The organism is Sinorhizobium chiapasense, from assembly GCF_045277575.1.
Taxonomy (GTDB): domain Bacteria; phylum Pseudomonadota; class Alphaproteobacteria; order Rhizobiales; family Rhizobiaceae; genus Ensifer; species Ensifer chiapasense_A.
Genome location: NZ_CP144205.1, coordinates 623,458 through 642,098, shown reverse-complemented (window position 1 = coordinate 642,098; position 18,641 = coordinate 623,458). Strand labels below are relative to the sequence as shown.

Genomic DNA, 18,641 nt, shown 5'->3' with positions numbered 1-18,641 from the left:
GGGCTAATCCGACAAATCAGGCGTGGCCAGCATCCGCGGAGAGCATCGCGGCCGACACGCCCATCAGGGCCAGCGCCCGGTCGTATTTGTCGTCCAGCGCCTTGTCGAAGATCAGTTCCTCACGCGCCGGGCATGTGAGCCAGCCGTTCTGGGTGATTTCCGCTTCGAGTTGTCCCGGTCCCCACCCGGCATAGCCGAGCATCATCGTCGCCTTGACCGGCCCCTCCCCGCGCGAAATGGCGCGGACTATATCAAGCGTTGCGGTGAGGCAGATGTCGTCGCTGACGGGGATGCTGGAATCGCTCAGATAATCGTCGGAATGCAGCACGAAGCCGCGCCCGGTCTCGACCGGCCCGCCGGCCTGAATCTGGAAATCCCGTGTCATCTGCGGAAGGCGGATCGCCTCTTCCTCGTCGAGAATATCGAGATGGAGCAGCACGTCCGGAAAGGTCAGTTGCTGAGGTCGATTGAGCACGAAGCCCATCGCGCCATCGTCTGAATGGGCGCAGATGAAGATGACCGTACGGGCGAAATTGGCATCAAACATTCCCGGCATGGCGATCAGGAACTGACCGTCAAGGAAACCTCGCTCCCGTCTCTTCTGCGCCATCGGAGTCGACATCATGGGAACAGCCTATCAATTCACCGCGAAATGAAAAGCGCCTCAGCGTCGCGGTCCGGAAATATTGCACGCACGACGTTCACTTCGCCGTGTCCGATCAAGCGATTATGATCATCGCTCTCCTTGCAGCGTCTGGAGCCTCGCCGGCAAAAGCGATATTGCTTCCAGCATGATCCAGCGCTCCACATACCAGAACATGGCCCAGTTCATTGGCGCGGCAAGCCTCATCGCCGCTTTTTTTCTTCCGGTGGCGACACAGGCGGCCACCAGCGAGTGGGTGACCTCCCCGGGCGGCATGGTCCGCCTGGTCGCGGCCCAGCCCAAGCAGGACGGCACGATCCCGGCAACGCTTGAGGTCAAGCTCAATGCCGGCTGGAAGACCTATTGGCGCGAACCGGGCGCAAGCGGCATCCCTCCGCAGGTGACGATCGACCCGACGAGCGGCGTCGTGCTCGAGAAGATCGGCTTCCCGGTGCCGAAGACGTTCGACGACGGCGTGGTGCGCTATGTCGGCTACGACAAGCCGGTCGCTTTCCCGCTGACGCTGAGGCGCGTCCAAGGCATCGGCGACGTCAATATTCGCGCCTCGGTGTTTCTCGGCATCTGCGAGGATATCTGTATCCCGGTCCAGGGCGAGTTGACGCTGGCGCTGAATGAGGGCGATCTGGACAATCCGCTCGACGGCGCGCGCATCGATGACGCGATCGCCGCATTGCCGGAAGCACCTTCCAAGGATTTTGCCGTCACGGCGAGCCACTTCGATGCGGATAAGGCCGTGCTGCACCTTTCCTTTCACTTGCCCCATGGCAATGACCATCCTGAGCTGTTCCTGGCCGGCCCATCCGGTGTTTCCTTCGGCAAGCCAGAGATCACGACGGAGGGCGAAACCGACGTCGGCGCGACCGTCCCGGTCCGGCTCCCCGGCAAGGACAAGGAACTCAAGGGCAAGCCGATCGTTGTCACCATACGCGCGAAGGGCCGCAGCATGGAGACGACCCTTGCCTTTGATTAGGCCGCATCTATAGTCCCGCAGGTTCTCCGACACGAGCGGAGGAGCGAAGACGCAAGCAACGCAAGGAGAGTGCCGTGACCATTGCCGTCGGAGACAAACTGCCAGCCGCAACCTTCAAGGAAAAAACCGCCGATGGTCCGGTGGAGGTCACCACCGATCAGCTGTTCGCGGGCAAGCGCGTCGTGCTCTTCGCCGTTCCCGGTGCCTTCACGCCCACCTGCTCTCTCAACCATCTGCCCGGCTACCTCGAGAACCGCGACGCGATCCTTGCCCGCGGCATCGACGATATCGCCGTGGTCTCCGTCAACGACCTGCATGTGATGGGCGCCTGGGCAACCGCGTCAGGCGGCATGGGCAAGATCCACTTCCTCTCCGACTGGAACGCCGCCTTCACCAAGGCGCTCGGCATGGACATCGATCTCTCCGCCGGCACGCTCGGCGTGCGCTCGAAGCGCTATTCGATGCTGGTGGACGATGGCGTGGTAAAGTCGCTCAATCTCGAAGAAAGCCCGGGCCAGGCAACTGTCTCGGGTGCCGCCGCGATGCTCGAGCAGCTCTGAGCGCAGAAGTAGGTGCAAATGGAAACGGGCCTCTACGGCCCGTTTTTCATTTCACGAGGAGAGAATCCGAACGGCGCCCCTTCTTGTAGGGTTCCATGCCCTTGCGGGCGAGCTCATCGGCGCGCTCGTTTTCCGGATGACCAGCATGGCCCTTGACCCAGTGCCAGGTCACCTTGTGCCTCCGGTTGGCTTCATCCAGCCGCTGCCAGAGCTCGCCGTTTTTCACCGGCTTCTTGTCCGCGGTCTTCCAGCCGTTCTTCTTCCAGCCGTGGATCCACTTGGAGATGCCGTCCATCACATATTTGCTGTCGGTATGGAGATCGACTTCGCAGGCGCTCTTCAGCGCATCGAGCGCCGAGATCGCCGCCAACAGTTCCATGCGGTTGTTGGTGGTCTCGGCCTCGCCGCCGGAGAGTTCCTTTTCCACCTCGCCGTAGCGCAACACCGCGCCCCAACCGCCTGGCCCCGGATTGCCGGAGCAGGCCCCGTCCGTGAAGATGTCGACGTGTTTCATACTCGGCCCTCTTCGCGTCTCAGGCCGTATTCCGCGCTCGAAGCGATGGCGCGGTGAAAACGGATCTTCGTCAGGTATTCGAGCGGGTCTTTCTTGACGACGAGCGCGCCCGCAGGCGTCATCAGCCAATCGTAGAGCCGCGTCAGGAAGAAGCGCAGTGCCGAGCCGCGGCAGAGCAGTGGCAGCGCGTCGACCTCGGCGGGCGTCAGCTTGCGCACGCTCTCATAGCCCGAAAGCATCGCCATGCCCTTGGTGATGTTGTAGGAGCCGTTCTTTTCGAAGCACCAGGAATTGAGGCAGACGGCGACGTCATAGGCGAGATAGTCATTGCAGGCGAAATAGAAATCGATCAGGCCGGACAACCGGTCTCCGAGGAAAAAGACGTTGTCCGGGAAGAGATCGGCGTGGATGACGCCTTCCGGCAGGGATTTCGGCCAGTGGCTTTCGAGGTGTTCGAGCTCCGCCGATATCTCGTTCTTGAGACCCGCCTGCACCTCGTCCGCACGCGCCTCGGAATTGACCCAGAGCGGCCGCCAGCCGGTGACGGAAAGCGCATTGGCGCGCTTCAGCGCGAAGCCTTCGCCGGCAAGATGCATGGCGGCAAGCGCCCTGCCGACTTCGTGGCAGTGCTTTGCCTCGGGCTTTCTCAGCCACATGCCCTCGAGGAAGGAGATGACAGCGGCAGGGCGGCCGGAGAGCTCACCGAGCAGCTTGCCATCGGCCCGCGGCAGCGGCAGCGGGCAGGACAACCCCCTTTCCGCCAGATGATGCATCAACCCGAGGAAGAACGGCAGGTCGTCGGCGTTCACGCGCTTTTCGTAAAGCGTGAGGATGTAGGAGCCCTTGGTCGTGTGCAGCAGGAAATTGGAATTCTCGACACCTTCGGCAATCCCCTTGTAGGAGGTCAGCTGGCCGACGTCATAGGCGGTGAGAAAGCGGGAGAGATCGTCTTCCGTGATATCGGTGTAAACTGCCAAGGTCTTCCACTCTCAAGAAATTGCGGCAAGAAGTGCGGGTTATTCGCCGTTGACGAAGGCCATGTCGGCGGCGGTCAGCGGCACGTGGCGGATCTCGCGGTTGACGAGGAAGTTCTCGTTCTCCTCGACCGTGTCGGCGAGTTCCACCCTCGCGTCGTAACGCTCGCGGAATGCCTCGATGATCTCGTTGACGATCACTTCGGGCGCCGAGGCGCCAGCCGAGAGGCCCACCGTCGAGATATCGCCCATCTCGGCCCAGTCGATTTCCGACGCGCGCTGGACCAGCACGGATTTCTTCGCGCCCGCCTTCAGCGCCACTTCGACGAGTCGCTTGGAATTGGAAGAGTTGGGCGCACCGACGATGAGGAACAGGTCGCAGCCGGGGGCTGCCTGCTTCACTGCCTCCTGGCGGTTGGTGGTGGCGTAGCAGATCGAATCGGCCGCCGGCGCCGTCAGGTTCGGGAAGCGCTCGTGCAGCCGCTTGATGACACCGGCCGTGTCGTCGACCGACAGCGTCGTCTGGGTGACGAAGCCGAGATTGTCCGGATCCGGCGGCTGGTAGACGTCGGCATCCTCGACCGTCTCGACCAGCGACACGGCGCCTTCAGGCAACTGCCCCATGGTGCCGATCACCTCCGGGTGGCCGGCATGGCCGATCAGCACGACATGGCGGCCGAGACGGTGATGGCGCATCGCCTGCTTGTGGACCTTGGAGACCAGCGGGCAGGTGGCGTCGAGATAGAAGAGATTGCGGGCATCCGCATCCGCGGGCACCGACTTCGGCACGCCATGCGCAGAAAAGACGACCGGCTGCTTGCGATGCTCCGGCGGGATCTCGTCGAGCTCCTCGACGAAGATCGCGCCCTTGGCCTCGAGGCCTTCGACGACATAGCGGTTGTGCACGATCTCGTGGCGGACATAGACGGGTGCGCCGAACTCCTTCAGCGCCAGGACGACGATCTGGATCGCCCGGTCGACGCCGGCGCAGAAGCCGCGCGGCCCGCAGAGGCGAATGGTGATCGGGGATTTTGCTGCCGCTGATGATGCCATGGATCAGGATGCCATTAGAACGAAAACGAGCGCTGCGATCGCCGGGCCGCCCTGGATGAAGAGGATGCGCGGCTTGACCGACCACGCGCCATATATAGCGGCAACGATCACGCACACAAGGAAGAACACCTTCAGTTCGAAGGCAAAGGACGGTTCCGATTGGATCAACGACCAGAACAGGCCGGCCGCGAGAAAACCGTTGTAGAGCCCCTGGTTCGCGGCGAGCACCCGCGTCGTCTCCGCCTGCTCCGGCGTCATGCGGAAGACAGCCCTCCCCCGCGGCCCAGTCCACAGAAACATCTCGAGCACGAGAAAGCCGAAATGCAGCAAGCCCGTCAAGGCAATCAGAGAGTTTGCGACGATCGCCGCCATCCTTGTTCCCCACCGTCGATCCCGTCAGCAGGGTTAGCACGGCGACGGTTGCGGGGCTATCGCCCGCGGCGCACCAGGTAGATGCCGCTGACCAGCACCAGCGCTCCCGCCAATCCATACCAGGTCAGCGCGTATTGGAGATGGTTGTTGGGCAGATCGAACTGGGTAACGCCGCCGATCGGCAGACCACCGGGATTGGGCGTCGCATCGGCATCGACGAACAGTGGCAGCACCTTGTCGGCGGGGAGCCCGACGGACGACGCCATCGTGTCGAGGTCCTTCCAGTAGAAGATGTTCTTGGCGAGATCGTTGTCCGGCACGAGCGACGACGGCTTCTGGTCAAGCTTAGGCCGGGCAAGGCCCTGGACGCCGACGAAGGCCGGAAGCTCGCCGGCAAGACGAGTCGACGAATCCTTCTGTTCGAAGGGCACGAAACCACGATTGACGAAGAGGAAGCGGCCATCGTCCAACGTCAGCGGCGTGAAGACATAATAGCCGGTACGGCCATTGTAGGTCGCGAAGAAGTGTCGCTCCTTGGTGTGATCGAAGGTGCCAGTTACCGAGACGGTGCGGTAGTCGATATCCACGCCGTCTGCGAGCATCTTCTCGATGTCGGCGAGCGATACCGGAGGTGCCGACCGGCGCTCCTGGATCGCCGTCAGCAGGCCTTCCTTCCACTGCAGCCGCTGCATCTGCCAGGTACCGAGCGAGATAAGAATGGCGAAGGCGGCGGCGAGCAAAACGAAGGCGCCGAGACGTCCGAAAAGGCCCCGCTTCCTCCTGCTCTCGAGCTCAACCACGGTCAATCTCGCCCGAGCGCGCATTGTTGCGGTACTGCAGGTTGATCAAGACGCCCTTCAGTATGCGTGTCAGCCCAAGGCTGAGAATGGTCGCAAGCGGAATCCACAATAGGAAATGCAGCCAGAGCGGCGGGCTGAAGTTGACCTCCGCCCAGAGCGCCGCGCCGACGACGACGAAGCCGACGATCAGGATGACGAAGACCACCGGGCCATCGCCGGAATCGGCGAAGCGATAGTCGAGGTCGCAGCTCGTGCAGGCCGGCTTGACCTTGAGGAACCCGTCGAAGAGCTTGCCCTGGCCGCAACGCGGGCAGAGCCCCTTGATGCCGGTCATTACCGGATCCACCGGCGGGAAATGTGCTTTGTCTTCGCTCACGGCTTGATCTCGATCGGTCTGTTGTTGGGCACCATCGCCCAGATTTCATCCATTTCGGCATTGGTAACGGCAACGAAGCCATCCGTCCAATCGAACTGCTGCGTCAAAACGCCAACCAGCCGAAATAATTGGGCTGGCCGTGGATCATGATCATGCCGCCCGGGTCGACCCCGCGTGCGGCAGCGGCACCGACGTCGGCCGGAGCATTCCGCATTTCGCATCCCCGTCGCGTTTCAATCACCACAAGCCAACAAAAGAACAAAGCGGCTGCATGGCTGCAACCGCCTTGTTCGCAACAGTCAGATGCTCGCGGAATTAGCCGTGAGCGATCGGTGCACCCCAGCTGCCCCAGATGTAGATGGAGAAGAAGAGGAACAGCCAGACGACGTCAACGAAATGCCAGTACCAGGCCGCCGCTTCGAAGCCGAAGTGCTGCTTCGGGGTGAAATCGCCACGCAGAGCGCGGAACAGGCAGACGAGCAGGAAGATCGTGCCGACCAGAACGTGGAAGCCGTGGAAGCCGGTCGCCATGAAGAAGGTCGCGCCGTAGATCGAGTCCTTGAAGGCGAACGGAGCGTGGGCATATTCGTAGCCCTGGACGAAGGAGAACAGCACGCCGAGCATGACCGTCAGCGTCAGGCCGGAGACGAGGCCCTTGCGGTCGTTGTGCAGCAGAGCGTGGTGCGCCCAGGTGACCGTCGTGCCCGAAAGCAGCAGGATGACGGTGTTGTAAAGCGGCAGGTGCCACGGGTCGAGCACTTCGATGCCCTTCGGCGGCCAGACACCGCCAGTGAAGGTGGCGCGGGTTGCCTGGATAGCTTCGCCCGGGAACAGGCTTGCATCGAAGAAGGCCCAGAACCAGGCCACGAAGAACATCACTTCCGAAGCGATGAACATGAGCATGCCGTAGCGCAGGTGCAGCGACACGACGCGGGTGTGGTGGCCCTCATGCGCTTCCTTTACCGTGTCCGACCACCAGCCGAACATGGTGTAGAGAACGATGATCAGACCGGCGAGCAGGATCCAGACGTTGGCGAGCTCGAAGCCGAAGATCTTCAGCGAGCTGCCCGCGAGGTAGCGCATGTAGCAAATGCCGCCGAACGCCATGACGAAGGCGCCGATCGAGGCAAGCAACGGCCAAGGGCTCGGGTCGATGATGTGGTAGTCGTGATTCTTCTGATGCGCACCGGCCATGTCAGTAATCCCCGATAAGTCTCTCTCTTGTCGCCTTTCCGGCATAGCCGAAAAGGACCTCCAGTCAAAGTTTGTTCTCTTCCGTCTTCACCTGCGCCACCGGTTTCGACGGTTCGCGCGGGTAGAAGGTGTAGGAAAGCGTCAACGTCTTGATGTCCTTGGTCTCCACCGCCTTGACGATGTCCGGATCGACGAAGAATACCACCGGCATCTCCATCTCCTCTCCCGGCTGCAGCGTCGTCTCGGTGAAGCAGAAGCACTGTACCTTGTTGAAATAGGTACCGGCCTGCATCGGCGTGACGTTGAAAGTCGCCTGACCGGTCGTCGGCTTCGACGACAGGTTCTTCGCCCGGTACATCACCTGCACCGTTTCGCCGATGCGGATATCGATGTCGCGCTGGACCGGCTTGAACTCCCAGGGCAGACCGCCCGAAGTGTTCGCGTCGAAGGTGACCTTCACCTTCTCGTCCAGAATCACATCGGAAGCCTGCTCGACACGCTGCGTCGTACCGTTATAGCCGGTGACGCGGCAGAACATGTCGTAGAGCGGCACGGCCGCATAGGCCATGCCGACCATGCCGGCGACGAAGGCGAGGCAAGTGCCGACGACGACGCGGTTCGAGCGCTGCTTCGGCGTGGTTTCCGGTAAATTCGTCATGCCATCCGCCTCAGTTGACCATGCCGTTGCCGAACTTGATCAGCGTGACGATGTAGAAGAGGACGACGAGCCCGGCGAGGACGAAGCCGAGCGCAATGTTGCGGCCGCGGCGCGACTTCTTCTGGGCTTCCGTGAGCTTGACGGTTTCCATCAGGCAATACTCCCGGCATTCAGCCAGATATTGACGATCAGGTGATCCGCCATCAGGGCGGAGAAGATCACGAACAGATACATGATCGAGAAGGCGAACAGCTTCTTGGCCGGCAGCATGCGCTCATCCGCCTCCGGCATGCGCAGCACGCCGATCGAATACCAGATGAAGCCGAGGCCGAGTGCCGTTGCGACGAGGCCGTAACCGATGCTCGCGAAGCCGAGCAAGGTGGGACAGATACCGATGAGCGCGGTCAGCACGGCATAGATGACGATCTGCTTCTTGGTGGTCGCCTGACCGCAGACATTCGGCATCATCGGCACGCCGACGGCGCCGTAGTCGCCCATCTTGAAGAGCGCAAGCGCCCAGAAATGCGCCGGCGTCCAAAGGAAGGTGATCAGGAAGAGAACGATGCTCTCGATCGACACGGCGCCGGTGACGCAAGCCCAGCCGATCATCGGCGGGAAAGCACCGGCCGCACCGCCGATGACGATGTTCTGCGGCGTCGAGCGCTTCAGCCACATCGTGTAGATGATCGCGTAGAAGAAGATCGTGAAGGCGAGCAACCCGGCTGCGAGCCAATTGACGGCGAGCCCGAGGATGATCACGGAAAAGGCGGAGAGCGTCAGACCGAAAGCCAGCGCTTCCTGCGGCAGGATCTTGCCTGCCGGGATCGGGCGCTTGGCGGTACGGCTCATGACCGCATCGATATCGGCGTCATACCACATGTTCAGCGCACCGGACGCGCCTGCGCCGACGGCGATGCAGAGAATGGCGATGAAACCGATGAAGGGATTGATATGGCCCGGCGCGAGTACCAAGCCTGCGAGTGCCGTGAAGACGACGAGGGACATGACACGCGGCTTCAGCAGCTCGAAATAATCGCGCGCAGAGGCTTCGGACAGACGCGGTGCGCCTTCCATGCCGACTGCTTCGTGATTGTCGATGACCGTCATGTCCTGTCCCTGCATTGGTCCCGGCCGCAAGGGCCGTGTATCGCCGGTTTCCCGGCGGGGTGAAGCCGCCGGAACCGGCGGCTTCTGTTCGTTGCCCGTCACTTGATGCGCGGGAGTTGCTCCCACTGGTGGAACGGCGGCGGCGAAGACAGCTGCCATTCCAGAGTGTTCGCACCCTCGCCCCACGGGTTGTCGCCAGCGACGCGCTTCTTGGCGAAGGCTTCCAGGACGCCGAAGAGGAAGATCAGGACGCCGACGGCTGCGATGTAGGAGCCGTAGGACGAAACCATGTTCCATCCGGCAAAGGCATCCGGGTAGTCGATGTAGCGGCGCGGCATGCCGGCGAGGCCCAGGAAGTGCTGCGGGAAGAAGATCAGGTTCACGCCGATGAACATGACCCAGAAGTGCAGCTTGCCGATGAACTCGGAGTACATGTAGCCCGACATCTTCGGGAACCAGTAGTACCAGGCGGCGAAGATCGCGAAGACGGCGCCGAGCGACAGAACGTAGTGGAAGTGAGCAACCACGTAGTAGGTGTCGTGCAGCGAGCGGTCGAGGCCGGCATTGGCGAGCTGAACGCCCGTGACGCCACCGACGGTGAACAGGAAGATGAAGCCGATCGCCCAGACCATCGGGGTCGTGAAGCGGATCGAACCGCCCCACATCGTCGCGATCCACGAGAAGATCTTAACGCCGGTCGGAACAGCGATGACCATCGTCGCGAAGACGAAGTAGCGCTGCGTGTCGAGCGACATGCCGACGGTGTACATGTGGTGCGCCCACACGATGAAGCCGACGGCGCCGATCGCGACCATGGCGTAGGCCATGCCGAGGTAGCCGAAGATCGGCTTGCGCGAGAAGGTGGAGACGATGTGGCTGATGATGCCGAAGCCCGGCAGGATCAGGATGTACACTTCCGGGTGACCGAAGAACCAGAACAGGTGCTGGAACAGGATCGGGTCGCCGCCGCCCTCAGGCGCGAAGAAGGCCGTGCCGAAGTTGCGGTCGGTGAGCAGCATGGTGATGCCGCCTGCCAGAACCGGCAGCGAGAGCAACAGCAGGAAGGCGGTGATCAGAACCGACCAGGCGAACAGCGGCATCTTGTGCAGCGTCATGCCCGGGGCGCGCATGTTCAGGATCGTGGTGATGAAGTTGATCGCACCGAGGATCGAGGATGCACCGGCGATGTGAAGGCCGAGGATCACGAAATCCATGGCAGGCCCGGGCATGCCCGCTGTCGAGAATGGTGGATAGATCGTCCACCCGCCGCCTGCACCGTAGGCACCGGCCGGTCCCTCGACGAACATCGACAGGAGCACCAGCAGGAAGGCTGGGACGATCAGCCAGAAGGAGATGTTGTTCATGCGCGGGAACGCCATGTCCGGCGCACCGATCATGATCGGCACCATCCAGTTGGCGAAACCGCCGATCAGCGCCGGCATGACCATGAAGAAGATCATGATGAGCGCATGCGCGGTCGTGAAGACGTTGAACATGTGCTTGCCGCCGTCGATGGCAGCATCGCCCTCAAAGCCGTAGACCATCTGTGCCAGACCGTGGAAGATCTGGATGCCGGGCTCCTGCAGTTCGGCGCGCATGAACACCGAAAGCGTGCCACCGATGATGCCCGCGATGATCGCGAAGATCAGGTAGAGCGTGCCGATGTCCTTGTGGTTGGTCGACAGGAACCAGCGCTGGAAGAAGCTCAGAGGCTTGTGCGCATGGTCTGCGTGGCCATGATCGGAGTGATCATGGCGTTGATCGTGATGAACGGCTGTTCCAGCCATGGGTCGAGCTCCCCTTCCGATTACTGTGCGGCGTTAGCGGCGACGTCGACGGTCTTGGCCGCTTCGATGGACGCCATGAGCGCCTTGTTCGCATCGCCGAGATTGGTAGCGGCGGCTGCGAGCCAGGTGTCGTATTTTTCCTGCGAAACAACGCGGATGGCGATCGGCATGTAGGCGTGATCCTTGCCGCAGAGCTCGGAACACTGGCCGTAGTAGAGGCCTTCACGGTCAGCCTTGAACCAGGTTTCGTTCAAGCGACCGGGAACGGCATCGATCTTCACGCCGAAGGCAGGCATTGCGAAGGCATGGATCACGTCGGCGGCGGTGACGAGGACACGAACCGTCTTGCCGACCGGGATGACAACTTCGTTGTCAACGGCGAGCAGGCGCGGATATTCCTTCTTGTCCTCCTTGCCGAGGGCGGCGCGGTCTTCTTCCTTCATCAGCAGGCTGTCGAAGGAGAGCGGGCTTTCGCCCACCTCATATTCATAGGACCAGTACCACTGGTTGCCGGTCGCCTTGACCGTCAGATCCGGATTGGCCGGCGGCGTGAGCTGCGCGGTCAGGAGCTGGAAGGACGGAATGGCGAGGAAAAGAAGCACGATAACCGGACCGACGGTCCAGACGACTTCGATCGCGGTGTTGTGGCTGGTCTTCGAGGGAACCGGGTTGGCGCCTTCACGGAACTTGACCACGACGATGATCAGCAGGAGGAGAACGAAGAGGGTGATCGGAATGATGAACCACAGGGTGTAATGCTCAAACCACGTGATTTCTTCCATGATGCCCGTAGCGGCCGGCTGAAGATTCGTCTGCCATTCGACAGGCTTGTCAGCAAAGGCGCTAGAAGCAAAAAGCAGACAGGCAAGCGCTGCCAGAACTGCATAAGCCTTGTTTTTCACAATGTGTCTCCCCAATGCGCTTGATCAGGATCAAACCGGAACGCAGAATCCCTGCGATACTGCTGCGCTTCAAACCACAGTTTGTCCGATGCCGCAACATCTGACCAATCAACCCCATGCGGCATTTTTGCACAAACGCATCTTTTCACACAGGCACCCCTTAGAAGCCGTCACGAATCGACTTATATGACGTCTTCCGTGCCTATAGCGGCGCGATTGCACGCGGTTGGCGCGGCAACACACAGGATGGGGGCGTTTACCCGCCCAATTTCCGCCATATGACGCTGGAATGTGCCCCGCAGGGCTTTTCATTTATTCCCGCGCGCTTCAAGAATAGCCCTGATGATTCGACGTTTTGAGGTTTACATGGGCCTGCCCCTCTTTTCGCGACTGTCGGCCTTCGCCGCCTTCGGCCTTGCCGTTCTCGCACTCCCCGCTCAGAGCCTGGCCCAGCAGCCCGCCGGAACCCCCGGTACAGTCAAGTCCAATCACGGCGCATGGTCGATCGTTTGCGATCAGCCGGCCGGCGCATCCACCGACCAGTGTGCGCTGATGCAGAACGTCATTGCCGAAGACCGGCCGGAAGTCGGCCTGTCGGTCGTCGTCTTGAAGACGGCGGACCGCAAGGCGAAGATCCTGCGCGTGCTCGCCCCGCTCGGCGTCCTGCTGCCGAACGGCCTCGGCCTCAATGTCGACGGCAAGGATATCGGCCGCGCCTACTTCGTGCGCTGCTTCTCCGATGGCTGCTATGCGGAAGTCGTGCTCGAAGATGAATTGCTGAAGACCTTCCGTTCCGGCGCCACGGCCACTTTCATCGTCTTCCAGTCGCCAGAGGAAGGCATCGGCATCCCGGTTGATCTCAAGGGCTTCGGCGAAGGCTACGACGCCCTGCCCTGAGCGGCCCGCGGAACCCACGCGAACAAGACAGAACGCCGCGCTTCGAGCGCGGTTTTTTGTTGGCGCCGGTACAAACGACAAAGCCCGGATCGAGGATCCGGGCTTTGTCGTATTCAGTCGTATTCAGAAGCGTCGTGCTTTAGATGATGTCGGTTCCGGCAATCTTGATGCCGAAGCCTTCGAGGCCGACATAGTGGCGCTCGCGCGAGGCAAGAAGGCGGATCGAGCTGATGCCGAGGTCCTTGAGGATCTGCGCGCCGAGGCCGATTTCCAGCCATTCGTTCTCGCGCGCCTGCGCCTCGTCATGCACTTCACGATCGTGTTTGCCCTTGCGGGCCGTTTGCGACACGCCGACGCCGACCGATCCTTCACGCAGGTAGACGATGACGCCCCTGCCCTCTTCGGCGATGCGCTTCATGATGCGATCGATCTGGCAGTCCTTGCCGAAGACATCGGCGCCGACATTTTCGAGATGCAGCCGGACCGGGATGTCGACGCCGTCGCGGATATCGCCGAAGACGACGGCGAGATGCTGCATCGGATCCCAGGGCAGCGAATAGGAATGCCCCTTGGCCGGACCGTATGGTGTTTCGATGTCGAAGGAGCCGCCCTGTTCGATCAGCGTTTCCTTGCGCTGGCGATAAGCGATGAGGTCGGCGACCGAAACCTGCTTCAGGCCATGGGTTTCGGCAAAGCTCGCGACCTGCGGCCCGCGCATCACGGTGCCGTCGTCGTTGACGAGTTCGCAGATGACGCCGATCGGCGGCAGGCTTGCGAGCTTGCAGAGGTCGACGGCAGCTTCCGTGTGACCGGAACGCATGAGAACGCCGCCTTCGCGCGCGACCAGCGGGAAGATGTGGCCGGGGCGAACGAAGTCCGTCGGCCCGACATTGGGATTGGCGAGATTGCGCACCGTCAGCGTGCGGTCGTCGGCGGAAATGCCGGTCGTCGTGCCATGTTTGAAATCGACCGATACGGTGAAGGCCGTCGTGTGGGCGGAATCATTTTCAGCGACCATGGCGTTGAGGTTGAGGCGTTTCGCCTCCTCGCGCGGCATCGGGGTGCAGACGATGCCGGAGGTATGGCGCACGATGAAGGCCATCTTCTCCGGCGTGCAATGCACCGCGGCGACGATCAGGTCGCCCTCGTTCTCGCGGCCATCGTCATCGGTCACGACGACGATTTCGCCGGCCTCGAAGGCGCGGATGGCGTCGACGACACGCTTCTGATCATAGGACATGGTGCTCTTCCCGACTTTCTTGGCCGAACTGCTGAGGCCGAATTACTTACAGCGCCGCGCGTCTACTAGACGCGCAAAGGTCGCTGTAACACTTTAAGTTGCTGCATAATTCTATCCTTAAATCGTTTCCGATTTAAGGAATTGTGCAGTGACGGCCGGTCTGGCCGCGGTCACGCAGATAGTGATCGGCGATCGTGCAGGCAAGCATCGCCTCGCCGATCGGTACGGCGCGAATGCCGACGCAAGGGTCGTGGCGGCCCTTGGTGCGGACATCGACTTCGTTGCCATCGCTGTCGACCGAGCGGCGCTCGGTGAGGATCGACGAGGTCGGCTTGATGGCAAAACGCGCGATCACCGGTTCGCCGGTTGCGATACCGCCGAGAATACCGCCGGCATGGTTGGAGAGGAAGACCGGCTTGCCGTCGGGGCCGATACGCATCTCGTCGGCGTTCTCCTCGCCGGTGATCTCGGCGGCGCCAAAGCCGTTGCCGATCTCGACGCCCTTGACGGCGTTGATCGACATCAGGTTGGAGGCGATGTCCTGATCGAGCTTGGCATAGATCGGCGCGCCGATGCCGGCAGGCACGCCCTCGGCGACCACTTCCACCACGGCGCCGATCGAGGAGCCGGCCTTGCGGATCCCGTCGAGATACTCTTCCCACACCGGCACGATCTCCGGGTCAGGGGCAAAGAAGGGGTTGTTGTTGACCTCGGCCCAGTCCCAGTTGGCGCGATTGATCTTGTGCTTGCCGATCTGCACGAGCGCACCGCGCACGACGAGCCCCGGCACGACTTTGCGGGCGATGCCGCCGGCAGCGACCCGCGCCGCGGTCTCGCGCGCCGACGAACGGCCGCCGCCGCGATAGTCGCGAATGCCGTATTTCAGGTCGTAGGTATAGTCGGCATGGCCCGGGCGATAACGCTTGGCGATCTCGGAATAGTCCTTCGAACGCTGGTCGGTGTTTTCGATCAGCATGGAGATCGGCGTACCGGTCGAGATCATCGTCTCGCCGTCCTCGTCGAACATCACGCCGGACAGTACCTTGACGAGATCGTCCTCGCGGCGCTGCGTAACGAAGCGCGACTGGCCGGGCTTGCGCTTGTCGAGCCAGGCCTGGAGTTCGGCGAGCGTGAAGCGGATGCCGGGCGGGCAGCCGTCCACCACGCAGCCCAGCGCCGGCCCGTGGCTTTCGCCCCAGGTGGTGACACGGAAGAGATGACCGAAAGTATTGTGCGACATGAAGGCTACCGGACCTTAAGCAAGCAACGGCCGTACATTTCGTACGCGGATGCCCTCTCTTAGTGGAAAGCCGGGGACGGGGAAAGACTTTTGCGCCTGCCGCCGTCGCCTTCGTCACGAAGCCAGGCGCAGGCCACGCTCGGTGGCAAAGGCGAGGAACTTCTCCGAGCTCAACGGCCTGGCGAAGGCATAGCCCTGCAGAACGTCGCAGCCGAGGATGCCGAGCATTTCGGCGTGCGCCATGGTCTCCACGCCCTCGGCCACGGTCTCGATGTTGAGGGAGCGGGCAATGTCGATGATCGAACGGACCAGCGCCTGCTCCCTGCGCGCGCTCAAGACCGGAACGACGAGCTGCCGATCGATCTTCAGCCGCTTCGGCTTGATCTTCAGCAGGCTGACGATCGAGGTGTGGCCGGTGCCGAAGTCGTCGAGTTCGATGTCGATGCCAAGCTTCTTGATGCCTTCGATATTGGTGGCAACGATGTCGTCGCTCTCGTCGAGGAAGATCGATTCCACCAGTTCGAAGCAGATCTGGCCGGGCGCGATGCTGAGGCCTTCGAGGGAGGACAGGAGGTCGTCATCCTGAAGCCGCTTGGCCGAGACGTTGACCGAGATCTTCGGCACTCGCACGCCGGCAGCGGCCCACCGCATCTGGTCGGCCAGCGACTTTTCGAGCACGAGGCGATCCAACGCCGCCGTGACGTTCAACTCCTCGGCGATGCCGAGAAAACGATCCGGCGTCAGGATGCCCTCACGCGGATGGTTCCAGCGCACCAGCGCTTCCACCCCGCAAAGCGCGAGCGTGGTCGCGTCGAACTGCGGCTGATACCAGGGCTCGAACTCGTCGCGCTCGATGCCTTCGAGGATTTCGTCCGCGATCCGCTTGGCGGTCACGACCTCGGCCTGCAGCACCTCGGTGAAGAACTGATAGCGGTTGCGGCCCGCCTCCTTGGCACGGTAGAGCGCGATGTCGGCATTGACGAGCAGCTTGCGCGCATCGATCTCCGCCCCGCGGCCGACGGCAACACCGATGCTGACGCCAAAACGGCAGGGAAAGCCGTTGTAATCGACCGGCTGGCGCATCGCGGCAATGATCCGGTCGCAGCGCGCCGCCAGTGCCGCCTCGCCCGGCGCGCCGATGGCGGCGACCACGAACTCGTCGCCGCCGATGCGGGCGATGATGTCGCCGGGCGACGTATTTGCCCGGAGGATTTCGGAAGCGTGGATCAGCATGGCATCGCCGGCGGCATGGCCGAGCGTGTCATTGATCTGCTTGAAACGGTCGAGATCGATATGGAGGATGGCGATATCCTCGCGATCACCGGACCTTGCCAGGCGCTCCAGCGCCTTGTCGAGCATGCGGCGGTTTCCGAGGCCGGTCAGGGGATCATGAAGAGCGTTGTGCTCGATCCGTACCCGTGCCTGTTCCAGCTCGGCGTTCTTCGCATCCGCCATCGCCTTGGCCGCGCGCAACTGTTCGGTCATCAGCACGTCTTCGGTGACATCGAGCGCCATGCCGACAAACTTGCGCGCGCCATCCGGCGCCATGTGAAGCTTGCCGACCGACCGGATGTGGCGAACGCCGCCGGCCGGCAGAACCACGCGCGCCTGGTGCACATAGGTCTCGTCCGCCGCAATGGCGCGGTTGACCGCGTCCAGCGCCGACGCCCGATCTTCGGGATGAAGCGCGGTGAGCCAGGTCTCCTCATTGGTGATCCCATCGGTATAGACGAGACCGTAGAGCTGGTGCATGCGGTCGTCCCAATAGGTCAGTCCGCTATCGAGATCGGCCTCCCACATGCCGCATCGATAGGAGTCGAGCGCCAAGTCGAGGCGGCGCGAGAGCAGTTCAAGGTCCTGCTCGCGCTCGTAAAGACCCTTCAGCGCCTGCTCGAGTTCGAGATTCTGCTGATCGACCTGGGCCTTGGCCGCAGTCAGCCGCTCGGTCTTCATGACGTCATCTGTGACATCCCAGCTAATGCCGGTGACCTTTGCACGGCCGTCGGCACCGCGATGGCTGGAACCGACGTTGCGGATATGGCGCACCGCACCGTCAGGCAGGACGACCCGGTATTGCGAGCGGTATTCCAATCCGTCGTCCAAGCTGCGGAACAGCGCGTTGGCGGCGATGCAGATATCTTCCGGGTGCACGGTTGCGCGCCACTCTTCATAGGTCGGTTCCTCCAGATGGACCTCGAGCCCATGCAGATGGAACATGCGATCGTCCCAGGAGCGCTGCTGCGTTTCGACGTCGATCTCCCAGATGCCGATCTTGGAAGCGTCAAGCGCGAGGTTCAGCCGGTGAGACAGCGTCATCAGCTCCCCTTCCCGCGCCTTCAATTTGGCAATGTTGCGCTGCCGCTCGTTGACGAGCCCGCCGGTCAAAAGGATCGGGATCACCACGATGGCGACCGCGGCGGCGATCGCCAGGCGAATGCTCTCTATGTTTTCAGGAAGCTGGTCCCAGCCCCCAACCGGCATGGCCGCGAGCTCCCAGGCGCCGCCGGCCAGATCGAGCCGGCGCGTCACCGGCGCCTTGCGAAAAAGCGCGTCGTCGCCGAAGAACGCATCCTGGATCCGCTCCTGCTCGGAGATATCCCTGATCGCGAGGTGAACGTCGATGTGCCGATGATCCTTCGTCAGCTCCGGTGCTTCGCCGCCGGTCTCCAGGAGGCGCGCCGCGCGATAGAGCGCCTTCTCGTCGAGGATGGCCTCGACATAGCCCCAGCGCTCCATGCGCCCCTGGATCTTGGAAAAGACCGGCAGGAAGAGCTCGAAACCGTTGCGTCCGCTCGGCAGGCGAATGGGGCCGATCATCACGGGCCTCACCGTCGACGACGCCCGCTCAATGGCGTGCCTCGTCGCGCCGAACCTGTTGAAATCGGTGCCAACGAACCATTGCTGGCTCTCACGCGGAAAGGCGATCCACACCACGCCGCCGGGCGCAGCCGAAGCGCGCACCATCTGCGGGTTCTGCAGCAGGAGCTTCGTTGCCATGATGGTAAAATCGTCAGGCGTCATTGCCGGGTGCACGCCGATGCTGTTAGCGAATCCGTTCAGCGCCGCAATGTTGGTGTTTATCGCCGATTGCAACCGGTTGGCGATGAGGTTCAGCTCATTCTCGACGTCGATCCGGAGATCATTCTGGAAATTTTCGCGATTTTGCCGCTCGTAGACGTAGCCGCCGGCAAAGACGACGAGGCCGGCGATCACCGCTGGTATCAGCGATGGTTTCGCAAATCTGGCGGCCGCCCGAACGCGCTGGCGCAGAACGTCGATGATCTTCAATCTATTCCCCTCGATCCCCAACCAAAGGTAGCGAGCGAGTCTTAA

The 18,641-nt window shown here is 62.1% G+C and carries 19 protein-coding genes and 1 pseudogene; 3 read left to right on the top strand and 17 right to left on the bottom strand.

The annotated features are described in order from the left end of the window. Positions 1-16: 16 nt before the first annotated feature. Positions 17-622, bottom strand: a complete 606-nt coding sequence (locus QM996_RS03070; RefSeq protein WP_429808907.1) for a YqgE/AlgH family protein — start codon at positions 620-622, stop codon at positions 17-19. 169 nt (positions 623-791) lie between these two features. Between QM996_RS03070 and QM996_RS03065 the strand changes: the two genes are divergently transcribed. Then, complete coding sequence (locus QM996_RS03065; protein WP_500269242.1) at positions 792-1,634, top strand: protein-disulfide reductase DsbD domain-containing protein; 843 nt, start codon at positions 792-794, stop codon at positions 1,632-1,634. A 74-nt stretch (positions 1,635-1,708) separates the two neighbouring features. Further along, complete coding sequence (locus QM996_RS03060; protein WP_500269241.1) at positions 1,709-2,194, top strand: peroxiredoxin; 486 nt, start codon at positions 1,709-1,711, stop codon at positions 2,192-2,194. A 46-nt stretch (positions 2,195-2,240) separates the two neighbouring features. Here QM996_RS03060 and rnhA read toward each other — a convergent pair whose 3' ends face one another. From rnhA to coxB, 13 genes and pseudogenes are all read right to left on the bottom strand, one after another. After that, positions 2,241-2,708, bottom strand: coding sequence for a ribonuclease HI (rnhA, locus tag QM996_RS03055; RefSeq protein ID WP_113537975.1), 468 nt, complete (start codon positions 2,706-2,708; stop codon positions 2,241-2,243). Beyond that, positions 2,705-3,685: a homoserine kinase gene (locus QM996_RS03050; protein WP_500269240.1), complete on the bottom strand. Its 981-nt coding sequence runs from the start codon at positions 3,683-3,685 to the stop codon at positions 2,705-2,707. The genes rnhA and QM996_RS03050 overlap by 4 nt, the downstream gene beginning before the upstream one ends. 39 nt (positions 3,686-3,724) lie before the next feature. Next, positions 3,725-4,735 (bottom strand): 4-hydroxy-3-methylbut-2-enyl diphosphate reductase, encoded by a 1,011-nt coding sequence (gene ispH / locus QM996_RS03045; RefSeq protein WP_173515839.1) that lies wholly within the window; start codon positions 4,733-4,735, stop codon positions 3,725-3,727. Between the two features lie 3 nt (positions 4,736-4,738). After that, positions 4,739-5,107: a DUF1304 domain-containing protein gene (locus QM996_RS03040; RefSeq protein WP_500269239.1), complete on the bottom strand. Its 369-nt coding sequence runs from the start codon at positions 5,105-5,107 to the stop codon at positions 4,739-4,741. 56 nt (positions 5,108-5,163) lie between these two features. Continuing rightward, a complete protein-coding gene (locus QM996_RS03035) occupies positions 5,164-5,931 on the bottom strand; it encodes an SURF1 family protein (protein WP_500269238.1) in 768 nt (255 codons plus the stop codon). Beyond that, positions 5,900-6,283, bottom strand: coding sequence for a DUF983 domain-containing protein (locus tag QM996_RS03030; RefSeq protein WP_500269237.1), 384 nt, complete (start codon positions 6,281-6,283; stop codon positions 5,900-5,902). The genes QM996_RS03035 and QM996_RS03030 overlap by 32 nt, the downstream gene beginning before the upstream one ends. Further along, positions 6,280-6,485: pseudogene (locus QM996_RS03025) on the bottom strand (L,D-transpeptidase family protein); the annotation flags it as partial. The gene QM996_RS03030 and the pseudogene QM996_RS03025, both read right to left, overlap by 4 nt. A gap of 113 nt (positions 6,486-6,598) precedes the next feature. Further along, positions 6,599-7,477 carry a cytochrome c oxidase subunit 3 gene (locus QM996_RS03020; protein WP_483501618.1) on the bottom strand — a complete coding sequence of 293 codons (879 nt, stop codon included), beginning with the start codon at positions 7,475-7,477 and terminating at the stop codon, positions 6,599-6,601. Positions 7,478-7,541: 64 nt separating this feature from the next. Then, positions 7,542-8,135, bottom strand: coding sequence for a cytochrome c oxidase assembly protein (locus QM996_RS03015; RefSeq protein ID WP_500269236.1), 594 nt, complete (start codon positions 8,133-8,135; stop codon positions 7,542-7,544). Positions 8,136-8,145: 10 nt separating this feature from the next. Then, the gene (locus QM996_RS03010) at positions 8,146-8,286 is read right to left on the bottom strand and encodes a cytochrome c oxidase system small membrane protein (protein ID WP_113537983.1); all 141 of its coding nucleotides are present in this window, start codon (positions 8,284-8,286) and stop codon (positions 8,146-8,148) included. After that, entirely contained in the window at positions 8,286-9,242 is a 957-nt protein-coding gene (locus QM996_RS03005; protein ID WP_500269235.1) for a protoheme IX farnesyltransferase, read from the bottom strand. The genes QM996_RS03010 and QM996_RS03005 overlap by 1 nt, the downstream gene beginning before the upstream one ends. A gap of 98 nt (positions 9,243-9,340) precedes the next feature. Next, a complete protein-coding gene (ctaD, locus tag QM996_RS03000) occupies positions 9,341-11,029 on the bottom strand; it encodes a cytochrome c oxidase subunit I (protein WP_500269234.1) in 1,689 nt (562 codons plus the stop codon). Positions 11,030-11,049: 20 nt separating this feature from the next. Further along, positions 11,050-11,931 (bottom strand): cytochrome c oxidase subunit II, encoded by an 882-nt coding sequence (gene coxB / locus QM996_RS02995; protein WP_500269233.1) that lies wholly within the window; start codon positions 11,929-11,931, stop codon positions 11,050-11,052. Between the two features lie 342 nt (positions 11,932-12,273). Between coxB and QM996_RS02990 the strand changes: the two genes are divergently transcribed. Next, positions 12,274-12,828: an invasion associated locus B family protein gene (locus QM996_RS02990; protein WP_373419799.1), complete on the top strand. Its 555-nt coding sequence runs from the start codon at positions 12,274-12,276 to the stop codon at positions 12,826-12,828. A 139-nt stretch (positions 12,829-12,967) separates the two neighbouring features. Here QM996_RS02990 and ribB read toward each other — a convergent pair whose 3' ends face one another. From ribB to QM996_RS02975, 3 genes are all read right to left on the bottom strand, one after another. Beyond that, a complete protein-coding gene (gene ribB / locus QM996_RS02985) occupies positions 12,968-14,068 on the bottom strand; it encodes a bifunctional 3,4-dihydroxy-2-butanone-4-phosphate synthase/GTP cyclohydrolase II (protein WP_500269232.1) in 1,101 nt (366 codons plus the stop codon). Between the two features lie 133 nt (positions 14,069-14,201). Then, on the bottom strand, positions 14,202-15,308 hold the full coding sequence (gene aroC, locus QM996_RS02980; RefSeq protein ID WP_500269231.1) for a chorismate synthase: 1,107 nt from the start codon (positions 15,306-15,308) through the stop codon (positions 14,202-14,204). Between the two features lie 114 nt (positions 15,309-15,422). Then, positions 15,423-18,596, bottom strand: coding sequence for a bifunctional diguanylate cyclase/phosphodiesterase (locus tag QM996_RS02975; protein ID WP_500269230.1), 3,174 nt, complete (start codon positions 18,594-18,596; stop codon positions 15,423-15,425). Positions 18,597-18,641 lie beyond the last annotated feature (45 nt).

Coding starts and splice junctions, on each gene's coding strand:
- QM996_RS03070 (WP_429808907.1), bottom strand. CDS start 622: ATGTCGACTCCGATGGCGCAGAAGAGACGGGAGCGAGGTTTCCTTGAC.
- QM996_RS03065 (WP_500269242.1), top strand. CDS start 792: ATGATCCAGCGCTCCACATACCAGAACATGGCCCAGTTCATTGGCGCG.
- rnhA (WP_113537975.1), bottom strand. CDS start 2,708: ATGAAACACGTCGACATCTTCACGGACGGGGCCTGCTCCGGCAATCCG.
- ispH (WP_173515839.1), bottom strand. CDS start 4,735: ATGGCATCATCAGCGGCAGCAAAATCCCCGATCACCATTCGCCTCTGC.
- QM996_RS03040 (WP_500269239.1), bottom strand. CDS start 5,107: ATGGCGGCGATCGTCGCAAACTCTCTGATTGCCTTGACGGGCTTGCTG.
- QM996_RS03035 (WP_500269238.1), bottom strand. CDS start 5,931: ATGCGCGCTCGGGCGAGATTGACCGTGGTTGAGCTCGAGAGCAGGAGG.
- QM996_RS03020 (WP_483501618.1), bottom strand. CDS start 7,477: ATGGCCGGTGCGCATCAGAAGAATCACGACTACCACATCATCGACCCG.
- QM996_RS03015 (WP_500269236.1), bottom strand. CDS start 8,135: ATGACGAATTTACCGGAAACCACGCCGAAGCAGCGCTCGAACCGCGTC.
- QM996_RS03010 (WP_113537983.1), bottom strand. CDS start 8,286: ATGGAAACCGTCAAGCTCACGGAAGCCCAGAAGAAGTCGCGCCGCGGC.
- QM996_RS03005 (WP_500269235.1), bottom strand. CDS start 9,242: ATGACGGTCATCGACAATCACGAAGCAGTCGGCATGGAAGGCGCACCG.
- ctaD (WP_500269234.1), bottom strand. CDS start 11,029: ATGGCTGGAACAGCCGTTCATCACGATCAACGCCATGATCACTCCGAT.
- QM996_RS02990 (WP_373419799.1), top strand. CDS start 12,274: ATGATTCGACGTTTTGAGGTTTACATGGGCCTGCCCCTCTTTTCGCGA.
- ribB (WP_500269232.1), bottom strand. CDS start 14,068: ATGTCCTATGATCAGAAGCGTGTCGTCGACGCCATCCGCGCCTTCGAG.
- aroC (WP_500269231.1), bottom strand. CDS start 15,308: ATGTCGCACAATACTTTCGGTCATCTCTTCCGTGTCACCACCTGGGGC.